The organism is Actinomyces naeslundii (assembly GCF_001956585.1).
GTDB lineage: Bacteria > Actinomycetota > Actinomycetes > Actinomycetales > Actinomycetaceae > Actinomyces > Actinomyces naeslundii.
Genome location: NZ_MSRR01000006.1, coordinates 85,746 through 108,965, shown reverse-complemented (window position 1 = coordinate 108,965; position 23,220 = coordinate 85,746). Strand labels below are relative to the sequence as shown.

At 67.2% G+C, this 23,220-nt stretch carries 22 protein-coding genes; 9 read left to right on the top strand and 13 right to left on the bottom strand.

The features are described from left to right. Window positions 1-175: 175 nt before the first annotated feature. Both fumC and BKH33_RS03555 read right to left on the bottom strand, forming a co-directional pair. The gene (gene fumC, locus BKH33_RS03560) at window positions 176-1,612 is read right to left on the bottom strand and encodes a class II fumarate hydratase (RefSeq protein ID WP_043539255.1); all 1,437 of its coding nucleotides are present in this window, start codon (window positions 1,610-1,612) and stop codon (window positions 176-178) included. 97 nt (window positions 1,613-1,709) lie between these two features. Continuing rightward, the gene (locus tag BKH33_RS03555; RefSeq protein ID WP_003782797.1) at window positions 1,710-2,303 is read right to left on the bottom strand and encodes a TetR/AcrR family transcriptional regulator; all 594 of its coding nucleotides are present in this window, start codon (window positions 2,301-2,303) and stop codon (window positions 1,710-1,712) included. 84 nt (window positions 2,304-2,387) lie between these two features. Here BKH33_RS03555 and BKH33_RS03550 point away from each other — a divergent pair, with 84 nt between their 5' ends. Next, window positions 2,388-2,768, top strand: a complete 381-nt coding sequence (locus BKH33_RS03550) for a nuclear transport factor 2 family protein (protein WP_003782788.1) — start codon at window positions 2,388-2,390, stop codon at window positions 2,766-2,768. Window positions 2,769-2,805: 37 nt separating this feature from the next. On the opposite strand, the gene BKH33_RS03545 is transcribed toward BKH33_RS03550, so the two are convergent. Both BKH33_RS03545 and BKH33_RS03540 read right to left on the bottom strand, forming a co-directional pair. Beyond that, complete coding sequence (locus BKH33_RS03545; protein ID WP_003782786.1) at window positions 2,806-3,690, bottom strand: purine-nucleoside phosphorylase; 885 nt, start codon at window positions 3,688-3,690, stop codon at window positions 2,806-2,808. Further along, window positions 3,687-5,132 (bottom strand): purine-cytosine permease family protein, encoded by a 1,446-nt coding sequence (locus BKH33_RS03540; RefSeq protein ID WP_076074921.1) that lies wholly within the window; start codon window positions 5,130-5,132, stop codon window positions 3,687-3,689. Before BKH33_RS03540 ends, BKH33_RS03545 begins: the two co-directional genes overlap by 4 nt. 261 nt (window positions 5,133-5,393) lie before the next feature. Here BKH33_RS03540 and BKH33_RS03535 point away from each other — a divergent pair, with 261 nt between their 5' ends. Continuing rightward, the gene (locus tag BKH33_RS03535) at window positions 5,394-5,582 is read left to right on the top strand and encodes a CsbD family protein (RefSeq protein ID WP_003784949.1); all 189 of its coding nucleotides are present in this window, start codon (window positions 5,394-5,396) and stop codon (window positions 5,580-5,582) included. An 89-nt stretch (window positions 5,583-5,671) separates the two neighbouring features. Here the strand turns inward: BKH33_RS03535 and BKH33_RS03530 are convergent, their stop codons facing one another. The 5 genes from BKH33_RS03530 to BKH33_RS03510 all read right to left on the bottom strand — a co-directional run bounded on the left by BKH33_RS03530 (window position 5,672) and on the right by BKH33_RS03510 (window position 11,066). After that, window positions 5,672-6,850: an RCC1 domain-containing protein gene (locus BKH33_RS03530; RefSeq protein WP_003784950.1), complete on the bottom strand. Its 1,179-nt coding sequence runs from the start codon at window positions 6,848-6,850 to the stop codon at window positions 5,672-5,674. 38 nt (window positions 6,851-6,888) lie between these two features. Further along, on the bottom strand, window positions 6,889-7,563 hold the full coding sequence (locus tag BKH33_RS03525; protein ID WP_076142542.1) for a peptidase: 675 nt from the start codon (window positions 7,561-7,563) through the stop codon (window positions 6,889-6,891). A gap of 150 nt (window positions 7,564-7,713) precedes the next feature. Beyond that, window positions 7,714-8,391, bottom strand: coding sequence for a ferritin-like fold-containing protein (locus tag BKH33_RS03520; RefSeq protein ID WP_003780367.1), 678 nt, complete (start codon window positions 8,389-8,391; stop codon window positions 7,714-7,716). 50 nt (window positions 8,392-8,441) lie between these two features. Next, a complete protein-coding gene (locus BKH33_RS03515; RefSeq protein WP_143229053.1) occupies window positions 8,442-8,687 on the bottom strand; it encodes a hypothetical protein in 246 nt (81 codons plus the stop codon). Between the two features lie 1,611 nt (window positions 8,688-10,298). After that, window positions 10,299-11,066 (bottom strand): ABC transporter ATP-binding protein, encoded by a 768-nt coding sequence (locus BKH33_RS03510; protein WP_003784672.1) that lies wholly within the window; start codon window positions 11,064-11,066, stop codon window positions 10,299-10,301. A 930-nt stretch (window positions 11,067-11,996) separates the two neighbouring features. Between BKH33_RS03510 and BKH33_RS03505 the strand changes: the two genes are divergently transcribed. After that, window positions 11,997-13,679 carry a DEAD/DEAH box helicase gene (locus BKH33_RS03505; RefSeq protein ID WP_003784663.1) on the top strand — a complete coding sequence of 561 codons (1,683 nt, stop codon included), beginning with the start codon at window positions 11,997-11,999 and terminating at the stop codon, window positions 13,677-13,679. A 66-nt stretch (window positions 13,680-13,745) separates the two neighbouring features. Here BKH33_RS03505 and BKH33_RS03500 read toward each other — a convergent pair whose 3' ends face one another. Beyond that, window positions 13,746-14,372: a MarC family protein gene (locus tag BKH33_RS03500; RefSeq protein WP_003784664.1), complete on the bottom strand. Its 627-nt coding sequence runs from the start codon at window positions 14,370-14,372 to the stop codon at window positions 13,746-13,748. A gap of 44 nt (window positions 14,373-14,416) precedes the next feature. Then, window positions 14,417-15,262: a PHP domain-containing protein gene (locus BKH33_RS03495; protein WP_043539711.1), complete on the bottom strand. Its 846-nt coding sequence runs from the start codon at window positions 15,260-15,262 to the stop codon at window positions 14,417-14,419. Window positions 15,263-15,298: 36 nt separating this feature from the next. Here BKH33_RS03495 and BKH33_RS03490 point away from each other — a divergent pair, with 36 nt between their 5' ends. The 4 genes from BKH33_RS03490 to BKH33_RS03475 all read left to right on the top strand — a co-directional run bounded on the left by BKH33_RS03490 (window position 15,299) and on the right by BKH33_RS03475 (window position 19,558). Beyond that, entirely contained in the window at window positions 15,299-16,411 is a 1,113-nt protein-coding gene (locus BKH33_RS03490; RefSeq protein WP_003784660.1) for a Gfo/Idh/MocA family protein, read from the top strand. Between the two features lie 94 nt (window positions 16,412-16,505). Next, window positions 16,506-18,131 carry an aminopeptidase P family protein gene (locus tag BKH33_RS03485; RefSeq protein WP_003784656.1) on the top strand — a complete coding sequence of 542 codons (1,626 nt, stop codon included), beginning with the start codon at window positions 16,506-16,508 and terminating at the stop codon, window positions 18,129-18,131. 96 nt (window positions 18,132-18,227) lie between these two features. After that, a complete protein-coding gene (locus tag BKH33_RS03480; RefSeq protein ID WP_043539710.1) occupies window positions 18,228-18,599 on the top strand; it encodes an ArsR/SmtB family transcription factor in 372 nt (123 codons plus the stop codon). Continuing rightward, entirely contained in the window at window positions 18,596-19,558 is a 963-nt protein-coding gene (locus BKH33_RS03475; RefSeq protein WP_003784666.1) for a cation diffusion facilitator family transporter, read from the top strand. The genes BKH33_RS03480 and BKH33_RS03475 overlap by 4 nt, the downstream gene beginning before the upstream one ends. 9 nt (window positions 19,559-19,567) lie before the next feature. On the opposite strand, the gene BKH33_RS03470 is transcribed toward BKH33_RS03475, so the two are convergent. After that, window positions 19,568-20,416, bottom strand: a complete 849-nt coding sequence (locus BKH33_RS03470; protein WP_043539709.1) for a sugar phosphate isomerase/epimerase family protein — start codon at window positions 20,414-20,416, stop codon at window positions 19,568-19,570. A 29-nt stretch (window positions 20,417-20,445) separates the two neighbouring features. Next, entirely contained in the window at window positions 20,446-21,252 is an 807-nt protein-coding gene (locus BKH33_RS03465; RefSeq protein WP_003784653.1) for a YflT domain-containing protein, read from the bottom strand. A gap of 80 nt (window positions 21,253-21,332) precedes the next feature. On the opposite strand from BKH33_RS03465, the gene BKH33_RS03460 reads away from it, so the two are divergent. Together BKH33_RS03460 and BKH33_RS03455 are read left to right on the top strand one after the other, a co-directional pair. Continuing rightward, window positions 21,333-22,625 carry a magnesium transporter MgtE N-terminal domain-containing protein gene (locus BKH33_RS03460; RefSeq protein ID WP_003784661.1) on the top strand — a complete coding sequence of 431 codons (1,293 nt, stop codon included), beginning with the start codon at window positions 21,333-21,335 and terminating at the stop codon, window positions 22,623-22,625. Beyond that, complete coding sequence (locus BKH33_RS03455) at window positions 22,618-23,190, top strand: DUF1003 domain-containing protein (protein ID WP_003784658.1); 573 nt, start codon at window positions 22,618-22,620, stop codon at window positions 23,188-23,190. The genes BKH33_RS03460 and BKH33_RS03455 overlap by 8 nt, the downstream gene beginning before the upstream one ends. The last annotated feature ends 30 nt before the right edge of the window (window positions 23,191-23,220 follow it).

Here is a 23,220-nt window from a genome sequence, read left to right as displayed (position 1 = left end):
GTGGCTAGCACATCACCTTAAGACAAGGACGACCCCAGGACGCGCCTGTGCTGCTTCCGTGAGTCGGCACCTGGCCGATGACGAGCGCGATAGGGCACCACTCGCCCGCACGACGACGGCGCCGCCCTCACACAGAGGGCGGCGCCGTCGTCGACTTGAAGAACAGTCCAGGGGCTCAGTCCTCAGCGGCGCTGGGGTGGGTCATGTCCATGGGGACGACCCACTTGTCGAACTCCTCGGCGGTGACGAAGCCGAGCTCGAGGGCGGACTCACGCAGGGACAGGCCCTTGTGGTGCGCGTTCTTGGCGATCTTGGACGCCTTGTCATAGCCGATGTGGCGGTTGAGGGCGGTGACCTGCATGAGGTTGGTCTCCAGGTTGGCCTCGATCCGCTCGGTGTTGGGCTCGATGCCGTAGGCGCAGTTGGTGTCGAAGGAGACGCAGGCGTCCCCCAGGAGCTGGATGGACTCCAGGACGCACCAGGCCATGACCGGCTTGAAGACGTTGAGCTGGAAGTTGCCCTGGGATCCGGCGAAGCCGACGGTAGCGTCGTTGCCGAAGACCTTCGTGGCCACCATGGTCATGGCCTCGCACTGGGTGGGGTTGACCTTGCCGGGCATGATCGAGCTGCCGGGCTCGTTCTCGGGGATGATGAGCTCGCCGATGCCGTTGCGGGGGCCAGAGGCGTACCAGCGCACGTCGTTGGCGATCTTCATGAGGGCGTCGGCCAGGACCCGCAGCGCCCCGGAGACCTGGACCAGGGCGTCGTGGGCGCCCAGGGCGGCAAAGAGGTTGTCCGCCTGGGTGAACTCGATGCCGGTCTCCTCGCTGATCTTGGCCGCGCACAGGGCACCGAACTTTGGGTGGGCGTTGAGGCCGGTGCCGACGGCGGTCCCGCCGATGGCGAGCTCACGGGCGCGGGAGTCGGCGTAGCGGATGCCGTCGAGGGCGAAGTCGATCTGGGCGACCCAGCCGCTGATGACCTGGCCCAAGGTGATGGGGGTGGCGTCCTGCAGGTGGGTGCGGCCCACCATGACGACGTCGGCGTATGCCTTGGCCTTGGTGTCGAGGGTGTCGCGCAACTGCTGGACACGCGGGTACATGGCGGCCAGCTCGTTGACGACGGCGATGTGCATGGCCGTGGGGAAGGTGTCGTTGGAGGACTGGCCGCGGTTGACGTGGTCGTTGGGGTGGACCGGGGTCTTGGAGCCGCGCTCACCACCGGCCAGCTCGATGGCTCGGTTGGAGATGACCTCGTTGGAGTTCATGTTGGACTGGGTGCCCGAGCCGGTCTGGAAGACCACGAGCGGGAACTCGGCGTCGAGGTCACCGGCGATGACCTCATCGCCGGCCTTGGCAATGAGTTCGGCGATGTCGGTGGGCAGCTCGCCGAGCTCGGCGTTGGCCAGGGCGGCGGACTTCTTGAGGATTCCCAGGGCCTTGATCATGGGGCGGCCCCACACGAAGGTCTCACGGCCGATGTCGAAGTTGTGCAGACTCCGCTCGGTCTGGGCCCCCCAGTAGCGGTTGGCATCCACCTCGATGGTGCCCATGGAGTCGGATTCGGTACGGGTCGTGACAGCCTGGTCTGGCGTCTTTGCATCAGTTGTCATAGGTGCAAGGTTAGGCGCTCATGATCCCCGCCGTGCGAGGACGGGCGTCCCAGACACGTCTCAGATCGCTACCGGCCAACGGCGCCGCCGTGGCACCTTATGACGGCCGGAGCTGTTCCAGCGCCAGGTCGAGCAGGTCCGCAAGGTGCTCGTCCCCGTCGATGGTCCTGGGCTCATGGAGATGGCCGGTGATCTGCAGGGCGGCCAGGCCATGAAGCAGAACCCAGACGACAGTCGCGATCTCACGAGTGGGGCCGGGGCGCAGCAGACCGGCGTCCTGGGCCTGGGCGACGAGCTCGCCGACGGCGGCCATGGCGTCGTCAGCAGCCTCCTCCAGCCTGGGATCCGGTTCGGCGATCGGGGCGTCCCCGAAGACCAGCTGATAGTGGTGCGGGTGCTCGACGGCGTAGTCGATATAGGCCCGACAGCCGGCGCGCAACCGCTGCCAGGCGTCCTGATGACGCTCCGCGCCGTGACGAATCCACCCCGCGATCTGTCGTAGCGTCCGCTCGGCCAGGGCGCGCATGAGCGCCGCCTTGTCCGCGTAGTGACGGTAGGGCGCTGAGCGGGACACACCGGCGGCTTCTCCGACAGCGCGCAGTGTCACCGCCTCAGGGCCGCTGTCCTCAAGCAGTCTTGAGGCTGCGTCGAGGATGGCGGCACGAGTCGGTGCTGAATCACAGGGGCTCACAAATCAAGCCTACCAATACGTTGACATAGTCAACTTCACGATTATGCTGACACTGTCAACATAACCTTCCGAGAGGCACGACTCATGACCGACTCCACCCAGACCAGCACCGACTTCGACGCCGCCTACCTGAGCACCTGGACCGAGCCCGACGCAGGTAAACGCCTTGCGCTCATCGAGCAGGTGTGGGCGCCTCATGGCTCGCTGCACATCTCCTCACTCGGCCTGTCCCTGAACGGAACCGCTGATATCGCGGCGCATATCGGCCGCGTCCACAATGACCTCATCGTGGGCAAGGGCCTGACCTTCAGCTACGACCAACGCCTGGAGTCCGGCGATGCGCTACTGCTGCGCTGGTCGATGACCGCGCCGGGCGGCGACGTCGTCGGGCGCGGAGTCGACACCGTCTTCCGCGACGTCGACGGCAAGGTGACACGCGCCTACATGTTCATGGGCGTGAACTGACCCGAACGGGATCCCAACACGATTCGACGTCGACCGCTCAGGACATCGCCGCCAGCACCGTCTCGATGCCGGCGGCGATCGTCGCGTGCGCGGCGGCCGCGAGACGGACGACCTCGTCGGGATCGGTGGGTGCCTGCGCGAAGGACAGGTCGGAGACGATGCTCATACCGGCCACACGCACACCGAGCCGATGCAGGACGATGGCCTCCATGACCGTGGACATACCCACGCAGTCCGCCCCAAGGTCAGCCAGCATCCGGCTCTCCGCCACGGTCTGGTACTCCGGTCCACGCAGAGCGGCGTAGACGCCGGAACGCGCTGTGATACTGCCCAGCGCACCAGCGAGCTCTCCGTCCCACACGCTGCGCATGTCAGTGAAGACCGGGCCATCGAAGGGTGAGGAGCCGGTGAGGTTGAGGTGGTCGGTGATCGTCATGACCTCGCCGATCCTCCAGCTGCGCAGGCAGCCCCCGGCATTGACCAGGACGGCTCCGCGCACGCCAGCGGCGGCCGCGATCCGAGCCAGGGCGACAACCGGCCTGGGGCCGTGCCCCTCGTAGAGGTGGCTGCGGCCGCGGGCCACGAGTACACGTCGTTCTCCCCCGCCCTCCTGCTCACTCACCTCCTGGTCACGACCGACGACATAGGAATCGAGGCGGTCATCATGTCCCGGCGCGACGGGGGCGAGGACGCCGGGCAGATCGGACAGGCGCAGGCTCGCCTCCGGCTCACCCCAAGCGGCCAAGGCGTCTGCGGCACCGGATCCCAGGACAACCAGAAGGTCGTGGTAAGGCGCGCCGGTGCGTCGGGCGATCTGATGGGCGCCCTCCAAGGCCGGGCCAGGGCCTTCCGCTCCGGCGGAGGCACCCAGAGCCTCCACGCGCTCAGGCTCGAGGGCGAAGCCGGTGGCGGTGTCGTTCACGAGCGGGCCTCCTGACGGGCCACCCGGCCTCGACCAAGGACGAGGTGCCCGAGCACACCGATGAGCAGGGCGACCAGCACACCGAGGTTGGCTCCCGCCCAGGCCCCGTCGCGACCGCCCAGGGGCCCGAGCAGGTAGCCCTGCCAGGACAACCAGGAGGCGGCCGAGTTGACCACCAGCCCCCAGCCGACGACGGAACCGGCAGCCACCAGGGCGATGGCCTCCCAGTTGACTGAGCCGTAGACGCCGTCGGGCGTGAAGAGGGCCTCCTCGTCGTAGTCGCGGCGACGCATGATGACCTCGGCGACCATGACGCCGGCCCAGGCGGCGATGACGACTCCCAGGGTGGTGAGGAACCCCTGGAAGGGACCGAGGAAGTCATCGGCACCGAAGATGACGGCAATGGTGCCCGCAGTCATGATGGCGGCGTCGATCGAGGTGGCCACATGCCGGCGCACCGGCAGACCAGTGGCCAACAGGGACAGACCTGAGGAGTACAGGTCCATGATGATGCCGCCGGCCAGCCCCAGGATAGCGACGACCGCGAAGGGGACGAGGAACCATGTGGGCAGGATCGTGGTCAGAGCACCGATGGGGTCGGCGTTGATGGCCTGTCCGAGCTCGGCGTCGGACCCCACCAGGAGGATGCCGAAGAAGACGAGCACCACGCAGGGCAGGGCCGATCCCAGCGTGGTCCAGCCGATGACGCCGGCCGTCGAGGCCTTGCGGGGAAGGTAGCGGGAGTAGTCGGCGGCGGCGTTCACCCAGCCGAGGCCGAAGCCGGTAGCCACCATCACCAGGGCCCCGATGAAGGCCGCTGAACCTCCAGAGGGCAGCGCCAGGAGTGTGCGGAAGCTGATCTGGGGAGCGACGAGGACGAGGTAGATGACCGTGAGGATCGCGGTGGCCCAGGTGATCCAGGTCTGAACCCTCATGATCGCCTCGAAGCCGAGGATACCGGCGCTGGCGGCCAGGCCGACGGTGAGCAGGAAGCCGAGGATCTGAGCCCCGACCTGGTTGTGCCAGCCCAGGGCCTGAAGCACCGTTGCCGATGCCAGGGTGGCCGAGACGCACAGGACGGTCTCCCAGCCCACCGTGAGGATCCATGACAGGGCCGCGGACAGACGATTGCCGTTGTAACCGAAGGCGGCTCGGGACAGGGCCAGGGTGGGGGCGCTTCCCCGCTTGCCCAGGACGGCCACGACACCGCACAGGAGGAAGGAGACGACGACACCGATGCTGCCGGCGACAACCGCCTGCCAGAAGGACAGCCCGAATCCGAGGACCCAGGCGCCCCAGGACAGTCCCAGGACGGAGATGTTGGCCGCGAACCAGGGCATGAAGAGATCACTCGGCCGACCTTTACGATCGGACTCGGCGATGACGTCAAGACCGGCGTTCTCGACGCGGGTAGCGGTGGATGCGTCAGCAGCGCTGCTCATGGTGATCGACCTCAGTGTAGGTATCGGGGGACTCTCAGATGAGATGCACCTGAAGTCTACGGGTCTTCAGACACGTCGGGCGACGTCGGAGAGACGAACAGAGCAGCCCATTCTCCAAAAATAGGATGTGCCACACATTTTAGGATATCTTCATAGAAACTCTCACTGAATACCGAGCGCCGTCTCAGATATCCACATGTATAGTCGAGTCATCCGCCACGTCTCCGCCTCTATGGAGACTCACCACGGAAAGGAGCTCTCATGAGCGACAACGGAACCTTCGACAGGATCGCCGGCAAGGCCAAGGAGGCTGCGGGCAAGGTCACCGGAAACAAGGAGACCGAGACCGAGGGCAAGCTCCAGCAGGCCGAGGGCAAGGTCAAGGAGGTCGCCGAGGACGCCAAGGACGCCGTCAAGGGCGCGGTCAACCGCCTCAAGGGCGACAAGTAAGCCTTGAACTACAAGGAGCCCAGCCTCTGCGAATGAGGCTGGGCTCCTTCCATATGGCGGTGCGGCCACTCAAACCAGGGCGGGCGGCATCAGCTGTCGGCAGGAATGAGAGTCGGCGCCACATTGACCACGCTCTGCGAGGGGTCCGCCTGTCCCCAGGAGTTGTTCCCCCAGGTCCAGGTCCCCTTGTCAACAGTGGCCCACGTGTCGTAGCCGGAGGTGCCGATCCGGGTCGCCCCGTCGATCTTGTCAACCTGCACCAAGCCCGACGGCGAGTCGGAGACGGCACCGTTGACCTGCCCGTATCGGTTGGAACCGAAGCACCACACCGTTCCCTTGGTCAACGCACAGGTGTGCTCATACCCCGAGACAAGCTCGGTGGGGACGGCCGGGAGCTTACCGACCTGAACAGCTTGGTTGACGAGTGCCTCATTGGTCTTCTTACCGAGCTGACCGACCTCATTGGCTCCCCAGGCGTAAACGGCGCCCTTGTCATCCACGGCCACGGCGAAGCCCTTGCCCACACTCAGCGCGGAGACCTTGACCTTCTCAAGCCCGGGAACCGCCGTCGGCGAGACCCGCGCGCCCTGGGTATTGGCCTGAGCGTCGGCGCCCCAGCAGGAGACCCCGGTGCCGTTGGAGGAGCAGACGAAGGATCCGCTGCCGGCGCGCAGGAGTGCCGGCTTCGTCGCAGTGGGGGCTGCAGCAGAGCCGGCCGGGGCCGATGTCTCCTTGGCGGGCCAGAGCCAGTGCCCTCCGAGAGCGCCTCCCACCAGCCCGATGACGAGGACCCCGACCGCAACGACCGGCAGAACCCACCTACGCCGCATCCCCCCGTCCGAGTACTGGGTGACGCCCTGGTTCAGCTCTGCCTCGGGCACAGTGGGCAACGGCTGGAGCCGAAAGCCCTGCGGCTGAGGCTGCGTGGGCATCACGGCCTGCGGCTGGGGCTGCTCCGCGGGAGCCGGCTGCGTCGCTCCGTAGTCCGCGGTGGAACCGTCAGCGTAGCCGCTCCCATAGGCACCATCGGAGGCGAAGACGCCTCCGGGCACGTAGGGGGACACGGGCTCCTGCGCAGCGGGTTGCTGCTGCGCAGGCGGGTACCCGGCGGACTGAGAGGGATATCCGGCGGACGAAGCGATCTGTTCGAGCTGCGCACGCTGCTCGGGCGTCCAGGCATGACCGGCCTCCAGAGCCTCCCGAGCACGCTCGGGACTGCCGCCGATGAACCACAGCACCCTATCCCCGTCGAGCATCCGGTCATCCATGGGCCAGACCTCTCCTCAACGTGAAGGACCGATGCGTATCAGTACGTCAGCCGACGACGAGCCATGAGCATGGCGGCGCCCGTAGCACCAGCGCCCAGCGCCATCCAGGCGGCAGTCGTCCCCGCGCCGGTCTGCGCAAGGGCGGAGCGGTTGGCATTGGCGGAGCCGCCCTGGGGGGCAGCAGCCTGCTCGTGGGGAGCCTCGGCAGGGCTCTGGGCGGCACCCTCTCCGGAGCCGGAAGGAGCACCCTCTGAGGACTCCGCAGGTGCCTCACCCTGGGCCGCCTGCTGCTCGGGGGCGGCCTCCGGGGCCGCGGGGGCGCCACCCTGGTTCTCCTGGGGCTGCTCAGCAGCCCCCTGGTTGCCCTGGTTCCCCTGAGAGCCCGCCTTCTCCTGAGAGCCTGCCTGGGACTGCTCTGCCGGAGCCTCCGGCTTATTCTGCTGAGCGGCCGCATTGTTGGCACCCGGCGCCGGAGAGTCGGTCTTGCCGGCGTCATCAGCGGGAGCAGGCGCCGGAGAAGGCTTGCCGCCATCGGGATCGGGAACAGCGGGAGCGGGCGAATCGGGCTGCTTTGCGGGAGAGCTGACCTGATGCGCATCCTGGGCAGCCGGAGCGGGGTCCGCAGCGGGGTTGGACTCGGCAGCGGCCGCGCCGACCGGGACAACAGACAGGGCAACGGCCGCGGACGCGGCCATCCACACACTTCGCTTCATGGGAACTCCTTCAGCGCCGAGAGCCGTGGCCCTCAAGGCGGGTCATAGGGTTGGATGTCGCCACCTTACCCGGCATAACCCCGGTCATGTCACGTTGCCGACACGGGCACTACTCCCACTGTAGGCCACCTCACATGAATTAAGGGGGATTTACACCCTCAGTCCCAGTCCCTTCATCCGCGAGACGGCACCTTGGGACAGCACCGCGTGGAACTGCTCTGGAGCCACGGAGCCGAGCAGCTCGGGGAACTGGCCGAGCAGCCTCTGAAAGGTTCCGATCTCCTCGCCGACGACGCGCCTTCCCCACAGCCCCAGCCGCGCAGCCAGCTGCGAGTCGGCAGCGATGCTGGCCTCCAGCTCGGCGATGGCGTAGGAGCTGATCGGGTCCTGGCCGAGCTCGTCGATGAGTCCGCTTCGCAGAGGCTCGGCCAGCGAGTCGCTCAGTGCCATGCCGAAGTCGATGAGCAGCCCGAAGGCGATGTAGGTCTTGACCAGTCGCTCGGCCCAGTCCAGGGGACGAAGCCGCTCGTCGAGGTCCCCGAGGACATCCGTGAAGCGCTCGGCCGCGCCGGCGGCGTCGATACCGTGCGCCGATGCCAGAGCGACAACCCGGTCGAAGGAAGACACCTCCCAGGCACTCATGCGCAACAGGTCGACCCGGGCAGCCATCTGTGGGGCGCGGTCGGCGTCCTTGGCGTATCGGGTACAGGCGGCCGTCCGGGAGACGGCCACGACGCCGACGACGGACAGCTCATGGGGACCGACCCGTATCGGGGTGGAGGCGCTGGGCTGCGGTGACGGCGTCGACATCTGAGTCATGGCCACCATCGTAGCCAGCCTCCCACCGCTCGCCGAGCCACCTTGATCTGTCACCCGTATCAGACCCCGCCGTCTCCTTCGTAGCGCCGTGGCCCCACCAGGACTGCTGCAACAGCGACGAGCGCGGTCGACAGCACACCTACCCAGGCGCTGAAACGATCGGGAGGGGCCATGAGCCACGCCCACCATTTAGCCTCATTGAAGGCGTCGATGCCCGCCATCCAGCTGCAGGTCACCAGCAGGGTCACTGCCACGCCGGCCGCTCGCGCACCAATCCACATGGACAGCCCCACCCCGACGGACACGAGAAACAGACTGTTCCGACCAAAGGTTGGGACACCTACCGCCCACGCAAGCAGGCTGGACAGTACGATCATCGCCCCGTCACATACCGACAAAACGACCAGCACACGCAGGCGACCTCGAGCAGATACCGCTTCCCGAACACCCACCGCAGCCGCCGAGCCGACAATGAAAAGTGCGGGAAACACGGGGAGCGTATTGGTGACGACCGCACGGACAGTCAGCCTTCCGGGCACCGGTACCGGCTGTTTAGGAGCAACGACACACAGGAGCACCGTCACAAGGCAGACTCCCGCAACCTGAGGCACTCGGAGATACCCCAGAGCCGCCCACCACCGTCGATCGACAAGATCCCACTGACGCGCACACCGACTCCGCACACGAATCATCGGCACTGCTCGAGCCTGTGGATCGATTCACGTAAGAGTGCATCCTGTTGATCGGTACTCATCGACGCAAGATCCACCCCACTACCTGCATAGGGGGTCTCGCCCTTCACTCTCACACTGAACCAGTCCCAGATCACCGGCCGCGGATCATCACCCCGACCTCCTCCCCACACAGCGCACTTGTTGTCGCTGAGCGAGCTGATGAGGGAGTTGCGCAGGGTTTGGTCGTTCGGACTGACGACATCGCTGGAATCAACAACCAAGAGGTCTTTCGAGGACTCACCTCCACCTTGCACCACACGATCCGGCACCTCGACTCCAGCAACAGCCAACGCCTTGTAGTAGGGAGCTAGAGCGGAGCGTACATCGTGCGCTCGACTGTCATATCCACGAACAAGACATATCTGAGGATGTCCAACTTCGCAGACGAATCTAACCGACGAATCACTCGTGTAGCGTTCCCCCGCCCCCAGGACACCAACCACGGAGACTGCAACAGTAACTGCGCACAGAGCGGCGCATACTTTAAGGCGCCACGATACTGCGCAAACACATAAACCGATCATACAAACGGCAAGCAGCGTAAGACATAGGTATAGAACACTCTGCCATCCGATCAACCGAAGCGAGATCTTCAGGCCGACAAGACTTCCAGAGGCACCCCCGGTGGAGACAAGCCCAGACAACGCCCCATTCCCCACCACATACCCGATCATCATGAATCCAAAAACGCCTACCGCCGTGAGACCCGGAGTGACTTTTGCAGGGAAGCACCACCCCAACAGCACACCTACAGCACACCCAAGCGCAGCGAACAGAACAAACGGAGCCAAAGAAACGAGGTCACTCCATCGCGGAAGTAGACCTGCAGTCCGATAAAGAACCCACCCTCCCACGAAAACGATTGACAGAAGAACACTTGCCACCACAGTCGACCAGACCATGACGACAATAGAGAGCACTGCCCTCAACCCCTTAGGCGCCACAGACAACAACTCACGAGCCGCCGCCAATTTACTCGCCTCAAACGCAGACACACCAGCACAAAACGGTGCAACAAAAATCGAAGAGAACGTTAGCGTTTCGACCGCCCAGAGCCACTCAAACTCCCAATGCCATGACCTCCCGAAAGAGTTGAGGAGAACAATCAGGAGCAGACACGGACCCCAGTAACGGACCGCCGTACACTTAAGCAAGTACCGCCATAACGGACGTCTCACCCTATCAACCACCATCGTTACCCCCAACTCGAGCACCGATGAGCGCAGAGATGGATGACTCAAGGCGGAGACGACGACCTCCCTGCACCTCGTCGCCCGCACGACTTTCCAGCTCGTCAACACTGCCGCGCCACACCAACCTCCCTTGCGACAGCACAAGGACGCGGTTCGCCAGCAGCTCAACATCGTCCGTGTGATGAGTGGAGAGCAGGACCGTCGACGCTTGAGACAAGCGTGATATCGCCGCCCGAAATGATGCCTGCTGCGTCAGATCCAGGCCGGAAGTAGGCTCATCAAGAAGCACCAGCGGCGGCTGATGGATGACTGCCTGTCCCAGCAGCACGCGTTGACGCGTGCCCCCTGAAAGCGACTCCAGCGGACGATCAATGACTTCAGTGAGATTGAAACTGGAAACAATATTATTAACCGCCCTCTGGGCATCATTCACCCCCATCTCCTGAAGCCACGCAGCATAATAGAGCGCATCCACAGCAGTGAAACTTCCCGGGAATGACGGCCCCTGAGGAAGATACCCCATTTTCCTTCTTGCTCGTCGAAGCCCTGAACGTAGGTCAATGCCGTCTACGAAAATAGTCCCGGAAGTCAGTGGCACAAGCCCCAGAACCGCACGCAGCAGAGTAGACTTGCCACTTCCGTTCGCCCCTACGAGAGCCGTCACGCCAGGACCACAGGACAGATTCACCTCACGCAGGACAGGCGTCTTTCGCAAACTGACGAACAGGTTGTCGACATCAAGAATGGAATTGGACATGCTTTCCGAATTCAATGGATTAATAGTCAAAACTAGGGAATGCGCTATCCGAACAGGAGTCAGGAACGGGAAACCCCATCTGAGCGCAAACCATCACAGCACCCCTCGCGCGCGAACCAGTCCCACTCAGAGGAAATGAGGTATACATCGTCGCCGTAGTATTCTTAATTTCCGGAGTAGAATAACCACCTAGGTTATCCCAGGAACTCGCACCATCGGCGTTATTCTTAAAAATACTACCCGTAGTGTAACCATAGACGGTATTACCGTCATCCCTAGAATCTGTCAGGTTATACTGAGTTACAGCAGACGAGTTACCTGAGTTAAAAAAATATCCATCCCCTCTCACTCGCTCGATGCCATTATAGACTGAGCGCAACGGCCCCCAACCAACAGCTACCGCATCTCCAACTGGAACAACAATCGAGATCAGCCCTACCATCAATAGAGCAACTACACCTCGCTTGCAGTGGCGCATACCCAGATCCCTCCCGCATGAGACTCACGCAACACGTTCGGATATTTTTATGGTAACAGCGCAATCTTCTGACCTCACCCCCATCAGTCACTTTTCAATGAATTGCCAGAGAGGTTTTACTTGAACGTCGCACCACATGGGGACGCGCACGCAATGCAGGACCCACTCCGCCCGACATTCCGCACACGACCCCTGTTATGTCCACACCTCCTGCCACCACCGTGACATCGCCCACACCCAAGGCGTCATGACGCCGCCGAGCGACGCGAATACGTTGGAAACCCGCTACGCTGACGAGGTCCATGGTTGCCCGGTCGTCAGATGGACTCAGATATGACTCGCGATCGGCTGCCACCCCGACGGCGCCTCCGCCAACGCAGCGCACCTGATCTGAGCGCGCGAGCGATACCCGCGCCGGACCGGAACAACCTGAACAGAAGACAAGGAACCTCGTGACCAACGAGCAGCACGGGGCCGACGACGTCGAGCCCGCGAACAACTCCACAGACGAGCAGACCACCACCGACGGCGCCGACGCCGCCACTACCGCCATGTCCGGGATCATCGAGACGGCCGGCGCCCACGCCCCGGTCCTGGACGAGGCCACTCCCGACATCACTGACGAGGGCGACTCGACCGACCTGACCCGCAAGACCTTCGCCGACTTCGGCGTCGAGCCGGAGATCTGCGAGGCCCTGGGCGCCAAGGGCATCACCCACCCCTTCCCCATCCAGGCCCTCACCCTGCCGGTGGCCCTGGAGGGGCAGGACATCATTGGTCAGGCCAAGACCGGTACCGGCAAGACCCTGGGCTTCGGCATCCCCCTGCTCATGGACACCCTGGGCCCCGGGGAGGAGGGCTGGGACGAGGATCCCGCCTCCGGCAGCCCCCAGGGTCTGGTCATCCTGCCCACCCGCGAGCTCGCCAAGCAGGTCGCCGAGGAGCTGACCACGGCTGCCGCGAAGCGCACCGTGCGTATCGTCCAGGTCTACGGCGGACGCGCCTACGAGCCCCAGATCGAGGACCTCGGGCGGGGAGCCGAGGTCGTCGTGGGAACGCCCGGCCGGCTCATCGACCTCATGGACCGCGGTGTGCTGGACCTGGCTCACGTGACCACCGTCGTCCTGGATGAGGCCGACGAGATGCTGGACCTGGGCTTCCTGCCCGACGTGGAGAAGATCCTGGCCCGCACCCGTACCGACCGCCACACGATGCTCTTCAGCGCCACCATGCCCGGCGCGGTGGTCGCCCTGGCGCGCCGCTACATGACCCGCCCCACCCACATCCGCGCCCAGGACCCGGGCGATGAGGGGATGACGGTCCAGACGGTTCAGCAGGTCGTCTACCGCACCCACTCGATGAACAAGGTGGAGGTCGTCTCCCGGATCCTCCAGGCCGAGGGACGCGGACGCACCATCATCTTCGCGCGTACCAAGCGCACGGCGGCCCGGGTGGCCGACGACCTGCGCTCACGCGGCTTCGCCACCGCGGCCCTCCATGGCGACCTCGGCCAGGGAGCCCGGGAGCAGGCGCTGCGCGCCTTCCGCAACGGCAAGGTCGACGTGCTCGTGGCCACTGACGTGGCCGCCCGCGGTATCGACGTCGACGACGTCACCCACGTCATCAACTACCAGTGCCCCGAGGACGAGAAGATCTACGTCCACCGCATCGGACGCACTGGCCGCGCCGGCAACTCCGGGACGGCCGTCACCTTCGTGGACTGGGACGACGTGCCGCGATGGCGGATCATCGCCAAGGCCCTCGGCCTGCCCATCGAGGAGCCCGTGGAGACCTACCACACCAGTGAGCACCTCTTCTCCGATCTGTCGATCCCCGAGAAGGTCACTGGTCGTCTCCCCCGTCACAAGCGCACCCTGGAGGGCCTGGACGCCGAGGAGATCGAGGACCTGGGCGAGACCGGCAGGCGCGGACGCAAGCAGTCCGGTCGGCAGGGCGGGCGCGGTGGGCGCGACGGCAACAGCCAGCGGAGCCGCGGCAGCAGGGACACCAAGCGCGGTGAGCGCTCACGCTCCCGACGCTCGGCCGATGACGAGGCGAAGCCCCGGCGCAAACGCACCCGCAAGCGCACTCGCGGTGGTCGCCCTGTCGACGGGTCGGCCGGCGAGCAGGCCTGAGTAGGCCTGAGTAGGCCTGAGCAGCCCGGGGCCGCCGGCGACGGCGGCCCCGACGTCGACCCCGGGTCAGAGGCGGGTCTCCAGGAAGGCGAAGACGCCGTCGGCCATGATCTGGACGGCGATGGCCGCCAGAAGCAGTCCCATGACCCGGGTGAGGATTCGGATACCGGAGGTACCCAGTACCCGGTTGAGTCCCAGGGAGAAGCGCAGCGAGATCCAGACGACGATATGCGTGCCGATGATCGCGGCCGTCACCGAGACCCATCCGGCCGCGCCGCCGCCGGTGGCGTCCACCGCGACCATGGCGGCGACGATCGCACCCGGGCCGGCCAGCAGGGGCGTGCCCAAGGGGACGAGGGCGGCGTTGGAGGTGACGGCGTCGGGGTCGGGGCTCTCATCGGCCTTGTCGGTCAGCAGCTCGAGGGCCACCAGGAGGAGGAGCAACCCGCCGGCCACCTGGAGGGAGGGCACCGAGATGCCCAGGAACTTCAGGATATAGCGGCCGAAGACCGCGAAGAGCAGGATGACGCCGAAGGAGACGACCGTGGCCTGGCGCGCGGAGGCGGCCCGCTCAGTGGGGGTCTGCCGCGAGGTCAGGGACAGGAAGATCGGGATGGCTCCCAGGGGGTCCTGGATGACCAGGAGCGTCATGAAGGTCGTGGCGAAGACCGTGGGCTCGAAGACGGACTGCATAGTGGCTTTCTATCACCGGCGACCGGTAGGAGTCAGGGCACGACTCAGGGCTTGACGAGGTCGAGGACGCCCTCGTCGACGATCTGTTCCAGGAGCTCGGGCGGCATGAGGTTCTCCCCCAGGCGGTTGGGCTTACCGGTGCCGTGGTAGTCCGAGGCCCCCGACAGCCCCAGGCCCAGGCGCTGGGCCAGGACACGGACCTGCTCGCGCTGCTCGGGAGTCTGGTCCCGATGATGCATCTCCAGGGCGGCCAGTCCGACATCGGCCATCTCGGCGAAGACCTCATCGGGCACGAGGCGGCGCTGGCGCGAGGAGGCGCGCGGGTGGGCGGCCACCGGGACCCCGCCGGCGGCGCGCACCAGGCGACAGGCCTCGACCGGGTCCAGTGCCCAGTGATGGACGTAGTAGGGGGAGGAGGTGGCGAGCGGCCCGGCGAAGGCGGCGTTGCGATCGGGGAAGGACCCGGCGGCCACGAGGGCGTCGGCGATGTGGGGCCGGCCGATCGTGTGGGTGCCGGCTGACTGGGTCACAACGTCCTCCCAGGTGATCGGGTAGTCCTCACCGAGGCGCTCAACCATCCGCTGCGCGCGGGTGCCCCGTGAGGTGCGCGCGCGGGCGAAGGCCTCACCGAGACCGGGGTCGTCGGCCCGGTGCAGGTAGGACAGCAGGTGGAGAGTGACGCCCTGTGCGGCGCAGGAGATCTCGGTGCCGCGCAGGAGGGCGACGCCGGTGGCCGGCACGGCGCACGCCGCCTCGTCCCAGCCGGCCATCGTGTCGTGGTCCGTCAGTCCGACGACGTCGAGGCCCGCCCCGGCCGCCTGGACCATGAGCTCGGCGGGTGAGTCAGTGCCGTCGGAGCAGGCCGAGTGAGTGTGGGGGTCGATGCGCACCAGGACAGTGTAGGGAGGCGTGGGAGACTGGACGGCATGAGTGATCTGAGCCGCACGACGAACACCGCACCCGCTGCACAGCACACCGACGACGCCCCGGTCCGCTTCGGAGTGATCGGGGCCGGCTTCATCGCCCGCTGGTTCGCCGAGGCCGTCTCGCGGGAGCCGGCCGCCCAGATCGTGGCTGTCACCTCCGCCCACCGCGAGCGCGCCGCCGCTTTCGCCCAGGAGCACGGGATTTCCCACGCCCACGCATCGCTTGAGGAGATGCTCGCCGCCCATGGCCCGGACTCCGAGGCCCCGATCGACGTCGTCTACGTGGGTTCGCCCAACTCTCTGCACGCGGAGCATACGATCGCGGCGCTGGAGGCCGGTTTCCACGTCCTGGTGGAGAAGCCCTTCGCGCTGACGGCCGCCCAGGCCCACGCGATGGTGGAGGCGGCCAGGCGGGCCGGCCGCTTCCTCATGGAGGGATGGCTCTCCGCCTTCGAGCCGGGCGTGGCTCGGCTGCGCGACGTCCTTCCTCGGCTGGGCCGGCTGCATCGAGTGGTGCTGTCCAAGGAGCAGTTCTCCTCGCGGATGGAGGCCTACCGGGCCGGACATCTGCCGCCGGCCTTCGATCCGGCCCTGGGCGGCGGATCCCTCATGGACCTGGGCATCTACCCGGTCAGCCTGGCCATCCACCTCTTCGGGGAACCGGACCGAGTGACGGCCACGGGAGAGCTGCTGAGCTCCGGCGTCGACGTGCGGGGCACCGTCATCCTGTCCTATGACTCCGGCGAGCACGCGGGGATGGAGGTCGTCTGCCTGCACTCCAAGACCTCACCGGGGACGGAGTCTACCTTCGCCTCGGACCGTGACGTCGTGGCCATTGATGACTGCCAGTGGCCCGAGCGGATCGAGCTGCGCGGGCCGACGGCGAACGGTGACGCGGCTCAGGGGGCGCAGGGGCGCGAGGACCTGTCGGTCGAGCGCAAGGAGCCGGGGCCCGGGCATCAGCTCGCCTACGAGGTGGCCGAGGTCTGCCGCCTGGTTCGCACCGGAGCGAACGAGTCCGAGCTGCACCCACTCAGCAGCTCGGTGGCGGCGATAGCCGCGCTGGAGGAGGCTCGCCGACAGGTGGAGGTGCGCTTCCCGGCCGACTCGTAGGTCTGGTTCTCCTCGAGCGCCGCCTCAACCGTTCCCTCAGCCGCTTGTGCCGCTCCCCGCCCCAGCGACGGCTCGACGGTGCGATGATGCCCCTATGACATCGACTTCTCCTGCGGACGACCGCCCCTCCGACGACGCCTCCACGCCCAGCTCCTCCCAGGAGGCCCCCCAGTCCCTGGCGGCGCGTGGGTCCAACCGGTCCCGCCAGCCCGATAACCAGGCCTTCAGGGACTTCATCGGCTCGGGCTGGGGTCCTCGTCCTGAGGGGCTGCCCTCCCGCAGCGAGGCGGCCCCGTGGGCGGCAGCGCGGCGCGAGGCCCTGGGATCGCTCTTCCCCGGCGAGCGACTGGTGCTGCCGGCGGGGACGCTCAAGGTGCGCAACAACGACTGCGACTACCGCTTCCGCCCGCACAGCGCCTTCGCCCACCTGGCCGGGACCGGCACGGACTTCGAGCCCGACGCCGTCCTGGTCCTGGAGCCCCTCTCTGCACCCGGCCGGGAAACGGGCACCAAGGCGGCTGCTGCGCAGGCCCCGGACACCCCGACGCACGAGGCAGTCCTCTACTTCCGTCCTCGGGCCTCGCGCTCCAGCCAGGAGTTCTACGGCGATCCCCGCTACGGCGAGCTGTGGGTGGGAGTACGTCCCTCTCTGGAGGAGGTCGAGTCGGCCACCGGCATGCGCTGCGCCCACATCGACTCCCTGCCTGACGCCCTGGCCAAGGACGCGGGCCCCGGCGCGGTCCAGCTGCGCGTCGTCGCCGAGGCCGATGAGGCCGTCACTGCTCTGGTGACCACCATCCGTCAGCAGGTCGGGTTGGAGACCGGCCAGACCGCCACCGAGGTCGACGCCGGCCTGGCCGAGGCCGCCAGCGAGCTCCGCCTGGTCAAGGACCCCTGGGAGATCGACCAGCTGCGCGCCGCCGTCGCCGCCACCAAGGCGGGCTTCGACGACCTCATCCGTTCCATCCCACGGGCCCGCGGTCACTGGCGCGGAGAGCGGGTCCTGGAGGGGGCCTTCGGAGCCAAGGCCCGTGAGGAGGGCAACGGCCTGGGTTACGACACGATCGCCGCGGCCGGCAACCACGCCAACACGCTGCACTGGATCAACAACGACGGCGCCGTCGAGCCCGGCCAGCTGGTCCTGGTCGACGCCGGCGTCGAGGTCGACTCCCTCTACACCGCCGACGTCACCCGCACGATCCCGGTGGACGGCCGCTTCACCGAGGCCCAGCGCCGGATCTACCAGGCGGTCCTCGATGCCGCCGACGCCGCCTTCGCCCGGGCGGGCACCCCGGGCTGCCGCTTCAAGGACGTGCACGCCGCGGCCATGGAGGTGATCGCCGCCCGCCTGGAGGAGTGGGGGATGCTGCCCGAGGGCGTGAGCGCCGCGGACTCACTGGCTCCCGAGGGCCAGTACCACCGCCGCTGGATGGTGCACGGCACCAGCCACCACCTGGGCCTGGACGTCCACGACTGCGCGCAGGCGCGCCGCGAGATGTACATGGATGCCGAGCTCAGGCCGGGCATGTGCTTCACCATCGAGCCGGGTCTGTACTTCCGCGAGGACGACCTGCTGGTGCCAGAGGAGATGCGAGGCACCGGCGTGCGCATCGAGGACGACGTCGTTGTGCGCGAGGACGGCAGCGTGGAGCGACTCACCCAGGACGTGCCACGCACCGTGGAGGAGGTCGAGGCCTGGGTGAGCGGCCTCATCGCCTAAGCGGCCTCGCCTGGTGCTCATTTGGTGCTCATTGACACGGCCGGGCCAGGCCTGCACCCCTTGCACATCATCGGCAGCCACGAATAGCATCGTCGTATGACGATGAAACATGGACTGCTCCCCGAGGATCGTTCGCAGGACCACGGCGCCGTGCACGAGGCCTCCACCGTGGCCTCCCTGCTCGACGTCCTGGGGGACGCCACCCGTCTGGCGATCCTGCGTCACCTCCATGGCGGTGAGCACCGGGTCGTGGAGCTGACCGAGCACCTGGGCCTGGCCCAGTCGACTGTCTCCCAGCACCTGGCGATCCTGCGCAGCGCAGGCCTCATCTCCAGCCACTCCCACGGGCGGGCCAATGTCAGCCGGATCGAGAACCCCGAGGCCATCGAGCAGGTCCTGACCGCAGCAGAGTCCCTGTCCGCCACCATCTCCGCAGACGCCTCGAGCAAGGGCAAGGACCCTCTGTGAGCGCCCCGGACAGCCACGCGCAGCACAACCACTCCCACGGCCACTCGCACAGCCACGGCGCCGGGGCCTCACGCGGCCGGCTCCTGGTCGCCCTGTGCCTGTCGGTCACCGTCCTGGTGGCCGAGATCGTCATGGCGCTGCTGACCGGCTCGCTGGCGCTCCTGGCCGACGCCGGGCACATGCTCACCGACGTCGTCGGCCTGATCATGGCCCTAACCGCCGCGCACCTGTCCATGCGGCCGGCCACGGACCGCTCCACCTGGGGGATGCGCCGGGCCGAGGTCATCGGGGCCGCGCTCCAGGCGGGCATGCTCGCCGTCGTCGGCGTGTTCGTGGCCTTCAAGGCGGTCCACAACCTGCTGGTGGCCCCGCAGGTCGAGGCCTCCGGCATGCTCATCATGGGTGTCATCGGACTGGCGGCCAACGTCATCGCGCTGCTGGTCCTCTCCGGCGGCCGGGGGCATGACGGACACGGCGACAACCTCAATATGAAAGCCGCCTTCCTTGAGGTCCTCAACGACGCCCTGGGATCGGTGGGCGTCATCATCGCGGCCGCCGTGGTGGCCCGGACCGGGTGGACACGGGCCGACGCCGTGGCCTCCCTCGTGATCGCCGTCCTCATCCTGCCCCGGGCAGTGGTGCTGCTGCGTTCAGCCCTGGCGGTCCTCATGGACTTCACGCCCAAGGAGCTGGACCTGGCGCAGGTACGCACCCACATGCTCGGGGTCGATCACGTCGAGGAGGTCCACGACCTGCACGCGTGGACCGTTGCCTCGGGGATGCCGGTGCTGACCGCGCACGTCGTCGTCCGCGACGAGTGCCTGCGCGACGGTCACACCGAGGAGATCCTCGACCGGCTCCAGAGCTGCGTGGCCGAGCACTTCCCGGTCAAGATCCAGCACGCGACCCTCCAGCTCGAGCCCGTCTCGCACCTCGAGCACGAAGCCGCCTACTGCTAGCAGCAGGCCTCAGCCGCGACGGTAACGCTTGCGGGTCGGCTCGGGGATGTGGGCCGGCTCCCCGCCCTCCAGGTGCTCGCGGGCGAAGGCCAGCGCGCTGGCGAGCCCCTCCAGGCGCTGAGCGGCCGTCATGGACCGGGTGGTCACCTCGACGACCACCTGTCCCCCGCCGGCCTCGAAACCGGTGGCCGCCAGGTGCCTGAGGACCCCGGCGCAGTCCTGGTTTCCCTGCCCGGGAAGCAGGTGGTCGTCCAGGGGGCCGGGCACGCCGTCGGTCAGGTGCAGGTGGCGCAGGGTGGGTCCCAGCGAACGGGCCATGGCCAGGGCGTCGGAGCCGGAGGTGGCCGCGTGGGAGATGTCCAGCGTCACCGACTTGTAGCCCTGCCCCACCGGGTCCCAGGTGGGTGAGTAGGCCTGGAAGTCGCGCGTGGAGTGGGCGTGGCGGGGCCTCCAGGTGAACATGTTCTCCACCGCCAGGTGGATGCCCGTGGTGGCCTCTCGCTGCGCGACCCCGGCGATGAAGGAGCGCGCGTAGCGGGTCTGCCAGAAGAAGGGCGGGTGCAGCACCACGGTGGGAGCCTCGAGGTAGTGGGCCAGCTCGATGGAACGATCCACCTTGTCCCAGGGGTCCACGCCGAAGACCCCGCGGGTCACCAGCAGCGTAGGGGCGTGGACCGCCAGCACCGGCTGGTCGAACTTCTCCACCAGGGCCGCCAGCCGGGTGGCGTCCTGGGAGGCCTTCTCACTCCAGACCATGATCTCGACGCCGTCGTAGCCCAGATCCTGGGCGATCGCGAAGGTGTCGGGAACGCTGCCGGGAACCACACAGGCGGTCGACAGTCCCACCGGAATGCTCATCGCTGAAATCCCCTGTCCCTCAGTGCTCGTCACTCATCGTCACCGGAACCGGGCTCATCGCCGGAGTCCTGCGACCTCGTCGGGCCTCCCGACTCCTCCTGACGCTCTCGGCGCGAGGGACGCCGGAAGGGGTCGTAATCCTCAGGGACAGTCGGAGAGCCGGGTGACGGCACCGAGGCCGAGGCAGGGCTCACGTCAGGGGGGGTGCTGCCGGGCTGAGGCAGTCGCACCCCGAATCGAGGCTGCTCATCGGGGCGCGAGCCGAAGGCCGTCGGTCCGGAAGTCTCCTCCCGGGCCCGACGACGCTCCTGGGAACGGCGCTGGGCCTCTCCTCCGCGCGAGAGGTTGCCCGGCACATCGGCCAGGGCCTGGGCTGCCTCGCGAACCTCGCGAGCGGCAATGATCGAGTAGCGCGAGGCCACGACCTGGCTGATCGAGGTGAAGTCACGGCGACCGCGCGTCAGGGCATAGCTGAAGAGCTGGAAGACGATGCCCCACAGCACCCCCAGCAGGACACAGGCCCAGAAGTTGAGCCGAGGCCCGTTGCTGCCGGCCACCGACATGATGAGGCCGAAGAACACCCCGATCCACAGGCCGCTCATCGCACCCGACATCGCCGCGCGCCCCCAGCTCATGCGCCCGGTGATGCGCTCGACCTGACGCAGGTCGGTGCCGATGATCGCCAGGTGCTGTACCGGGAAGCCCTGATCCGACAGGGCGTCGACGGCCCTCTGCGCCTCGGGGTAGGTCGCGAAGGAGGCCACCTCCTCCCCCTGGGGCATCACACCACCACTGGACGAGGTCAGGGAGGACAGCGGACTCGGATTGGCACTCATGGGACCTATCGTCGCACGCGCAGGCACGCGGCAGCGCCCCGCCAGCAGCCATTCATGCCTCAGGCGCATAGGCTTGGCTTGTGGAGAACACCAGGACGCGCACGACCAGCAGGGTATTTGTGGCCCGCCTCATCGGTACCTCCGTCTTCGACCCCCTGGGCGACGCGGTGGGCAAGGTTCATGACGTCGTCGTCCTGCTGCAGATGCGTGGGGAGCCGCGAGCAGTCGGGTTCGTCATCGAGGTCTCCAGCAGGCGCCGCGTCTTCCTGCCCTTGTCCCGGGTCACCGCGATCGAGCCCGGCGCCGTCATCACCACCGGTCTGATGAATATCCGCCGCTTCACCCAGCGCCACGTGGAGACCCTCGTCGTCGGCGAGCTGCTGGACCGGGTGGTCACCATGCGCGACGGATCGGGAACCGTCACCGTGCGGGACGTGGCCATCGAGCGCGACCGCGGCATGGACTGGAAGGTGACCCGTCTGTTCGTCCAGCGCGCCTCCACGGGGCCGTTGGGCCTGCGCCGTGGGGAGACCTTCACGGTGCTCCCCGAGGAGGTCACGGGCCTGGCGGCCAGCGCCGACCAGCAGGGCGCCACGGCGCTGCTGGCCACTCTGGAGGATCTCAAGGCGGCCGACCTGGCCGACGTCATGCGCGACCTGCCCCAAGACAGCCAGATGCGCGTGGCCGCCGAGCTGACCGACGAGCGTCTGGCCGACGTCCTCGAGGAGCTCGGCAACGAGGACGCCGTCGCACTCCTGTCCCGGCTGGAGGCCGGGCGCGCCGCCGACGTCCTGGATGCCATGCAGCCCGACGACGCGGCAGACCTGGTCGCCGACCTCCCCCAGCTCAAGGCCGCCGAGCTCCTGGGCCTCATGGAGCCCGAGGAGGCCGAGGACGTACGTCGCCTCATGGCCTACGACGACTACACCGCCGGTGGCCTCATGACCACCGAGCCGATCATCCTGCCCCCCGAGGCGACGGTGGCGACCTTCCTGGCCCAGTCCCGCAAGGCCGAGATCCCCCCTGCCCTGGCCGCCATCGGCTTCGTGTGCCGCCCTCCCCTAGAGTCGCCCACCGGCAAGTTCCTGGGCGTGGTCCACTTCCAGCGGACACTGCGCGAGCGCCCCCAGCGGCTGGTCGGATCGATCGTTGACACCGACGTCGACTCCGTGCGAGCCGAGGACTCCATCGGTACCGTCACGCGCCTGCTGGCCACCTACAACCTGACGGCCCTGCCGGTCCTTGACGACGCCGGGCGCCTGCTGGGCGCCGTCAGCGTCGACGACGTCCTGGACCACCTCATGCCCGACGACTGGCGCGTGGCCGACGAGGCCGTCACCGACGAGACGATCGAGAGGGGAGCCAATGCCTGACCAGCTCGACCAGCCGCTGCCCGACAGCCGCCTGCGGTGGCTGCGCAGGACCCACCCCGCCCGGGCCTCCCGCTCCGACGGATTCGGCCGCTTCGCCGAGGCGACCGCCCGCTTCATGGGCTCGCCCCAGTTCGTGCTCTACATGTCGATCTTCGTCATCGCCTGGATCGTGGCGAACCTCGTTCTGGTCAAGGTGCAGCGGGCATGGGACCCCTACCCCTTCATCCTGCTCAACCTGGCCTTCTCCACCCAGGCCTCCTACTCGGCCCCCCTCATCATGCTGGCTCAGAACCGGCAGGACGACCGAGACCGCGTCACCGCCGAGCAGGACCGCCAGCGCGCCCAGCGCAACCTGGAGGACACCGAGTTCCTCACCCGGGAGATCGCCGCCCTGCGTCTGGCCATGAACGACGTCGCCACCCGCGACTTCGTGCGCAGCGAACTACGTGACATGCTCAGCGAGATCCTCGCCGAGGAGCGCCTCACCCGTGAGGAGATCGCGGAGTTCCAGGAGGGAGCCGACGACGAGACCGGCAACCATCCTGGTCACCACCCCTCCCGCTGAGGACGGCCTCCCCTTCTCACGTGGGACGCA

Coding starts and splice junctions, on each gene's coding strand:
- fumC (WP_043539255.1), bottom strand. CDS start 1,612: ATGACAACTGATGCAAAGACGCCAGACCAGGCTGTCACGACCCGTACC.
- BKH33_RS03550 (WP_003782788.1), top strand. CDS start 2,388: ATGACCGACTCCACCCAGACCAGCACCGACTTCGACGCCGCCTACCTG.
- BKH33_RS03540 (WP_076074921.1), bottom strand. CDS start 5,132: ATGAGCAGCGCTGCTGACGCATCCACCGCTACCCGCGTCGAGAACGCC.
- BKH33_RS03535 (WP_003784949.1), top strand. CDS start 5,394: ATGAGCGACAACGGAACCTTCGACAGGATCGCCGGCAAGGCCAAGGAG.
- BKH33_RS03530 (WP_003784950.1), bottom strand. CDS start 6,850: ATGGATGACCGGATGCTCGACGGGGATAGGGTGCTGTGGTTCATCGGC.
- BKH33_RS03525 (WP_076142542.1), bottom strand. CDS start 7,563: ATGAAGCGAAGTGTGTGGATGGCCGCGTCCGCGGCCGTTGCCCTGTCT.
- BKH33_RS03520 (WP_003780367.1), bottom strand. CDS start 8,391: ATGGTGGCCATGACTCAGATGTCGACGCCGTCACCGCAGCCCAGCGCC.
- BKH33_RS03510 (WP_003784672.1), bottom strand. CDS start 11,066: ATGTCCAATTCCATTCTTGATGTCGACAACCTGTTCGTCAGTTTGCGA.
- BKH33_RS03500 (WP_003784664.1), bottom strand. CDS start 14,372: ATGCAGTCCGTCTTCGAGCCCACGGTCTTCGCCACGACCTTCATGACG.
- BKH33_RS03490 (WP_003784660.1), top strand. CDS start 15,299: ATGAGTGATCTGAGCCGCACGACGAACACCGCACCCGCTGCACAGCAC.
- BKH33_RS03485 (WP_003784656.1), top strand. CDS start 16,506: ATGACATCGACTTCTCCTGCGGACGACCGCCCCTCCGACGACGCCTCC.
- BKH33_RS03480 (WP_043539710.1), top strand. CDS start 18,228: ATGACGATGAAACATGGACTGCTCCCCGAGGATCGTTCGCAGGACCAC.
- BKH33_RS03470 (WP_043539709.1), bottom strand. CDS start 20,416: ATGAGCATTCCGGTGGGACTGTCGACCGCCTGTGTGGTTCCCGGCAGC.
- BKH33_RS03465 (WP_003784653.1), bottom strand. CDS start 21,252: ATGAGTGCCAATCCGAGTCCGCTGTCCTCCCTGACCTCGTCCAGTGGT.
- BKH33_RS03455 (WP_003784658.1), top strand. CDS start 22,618: ATGCCTGACCAGCTCGACCAGCCGCTGCCCGACAGCCGCCTGCGGTGG.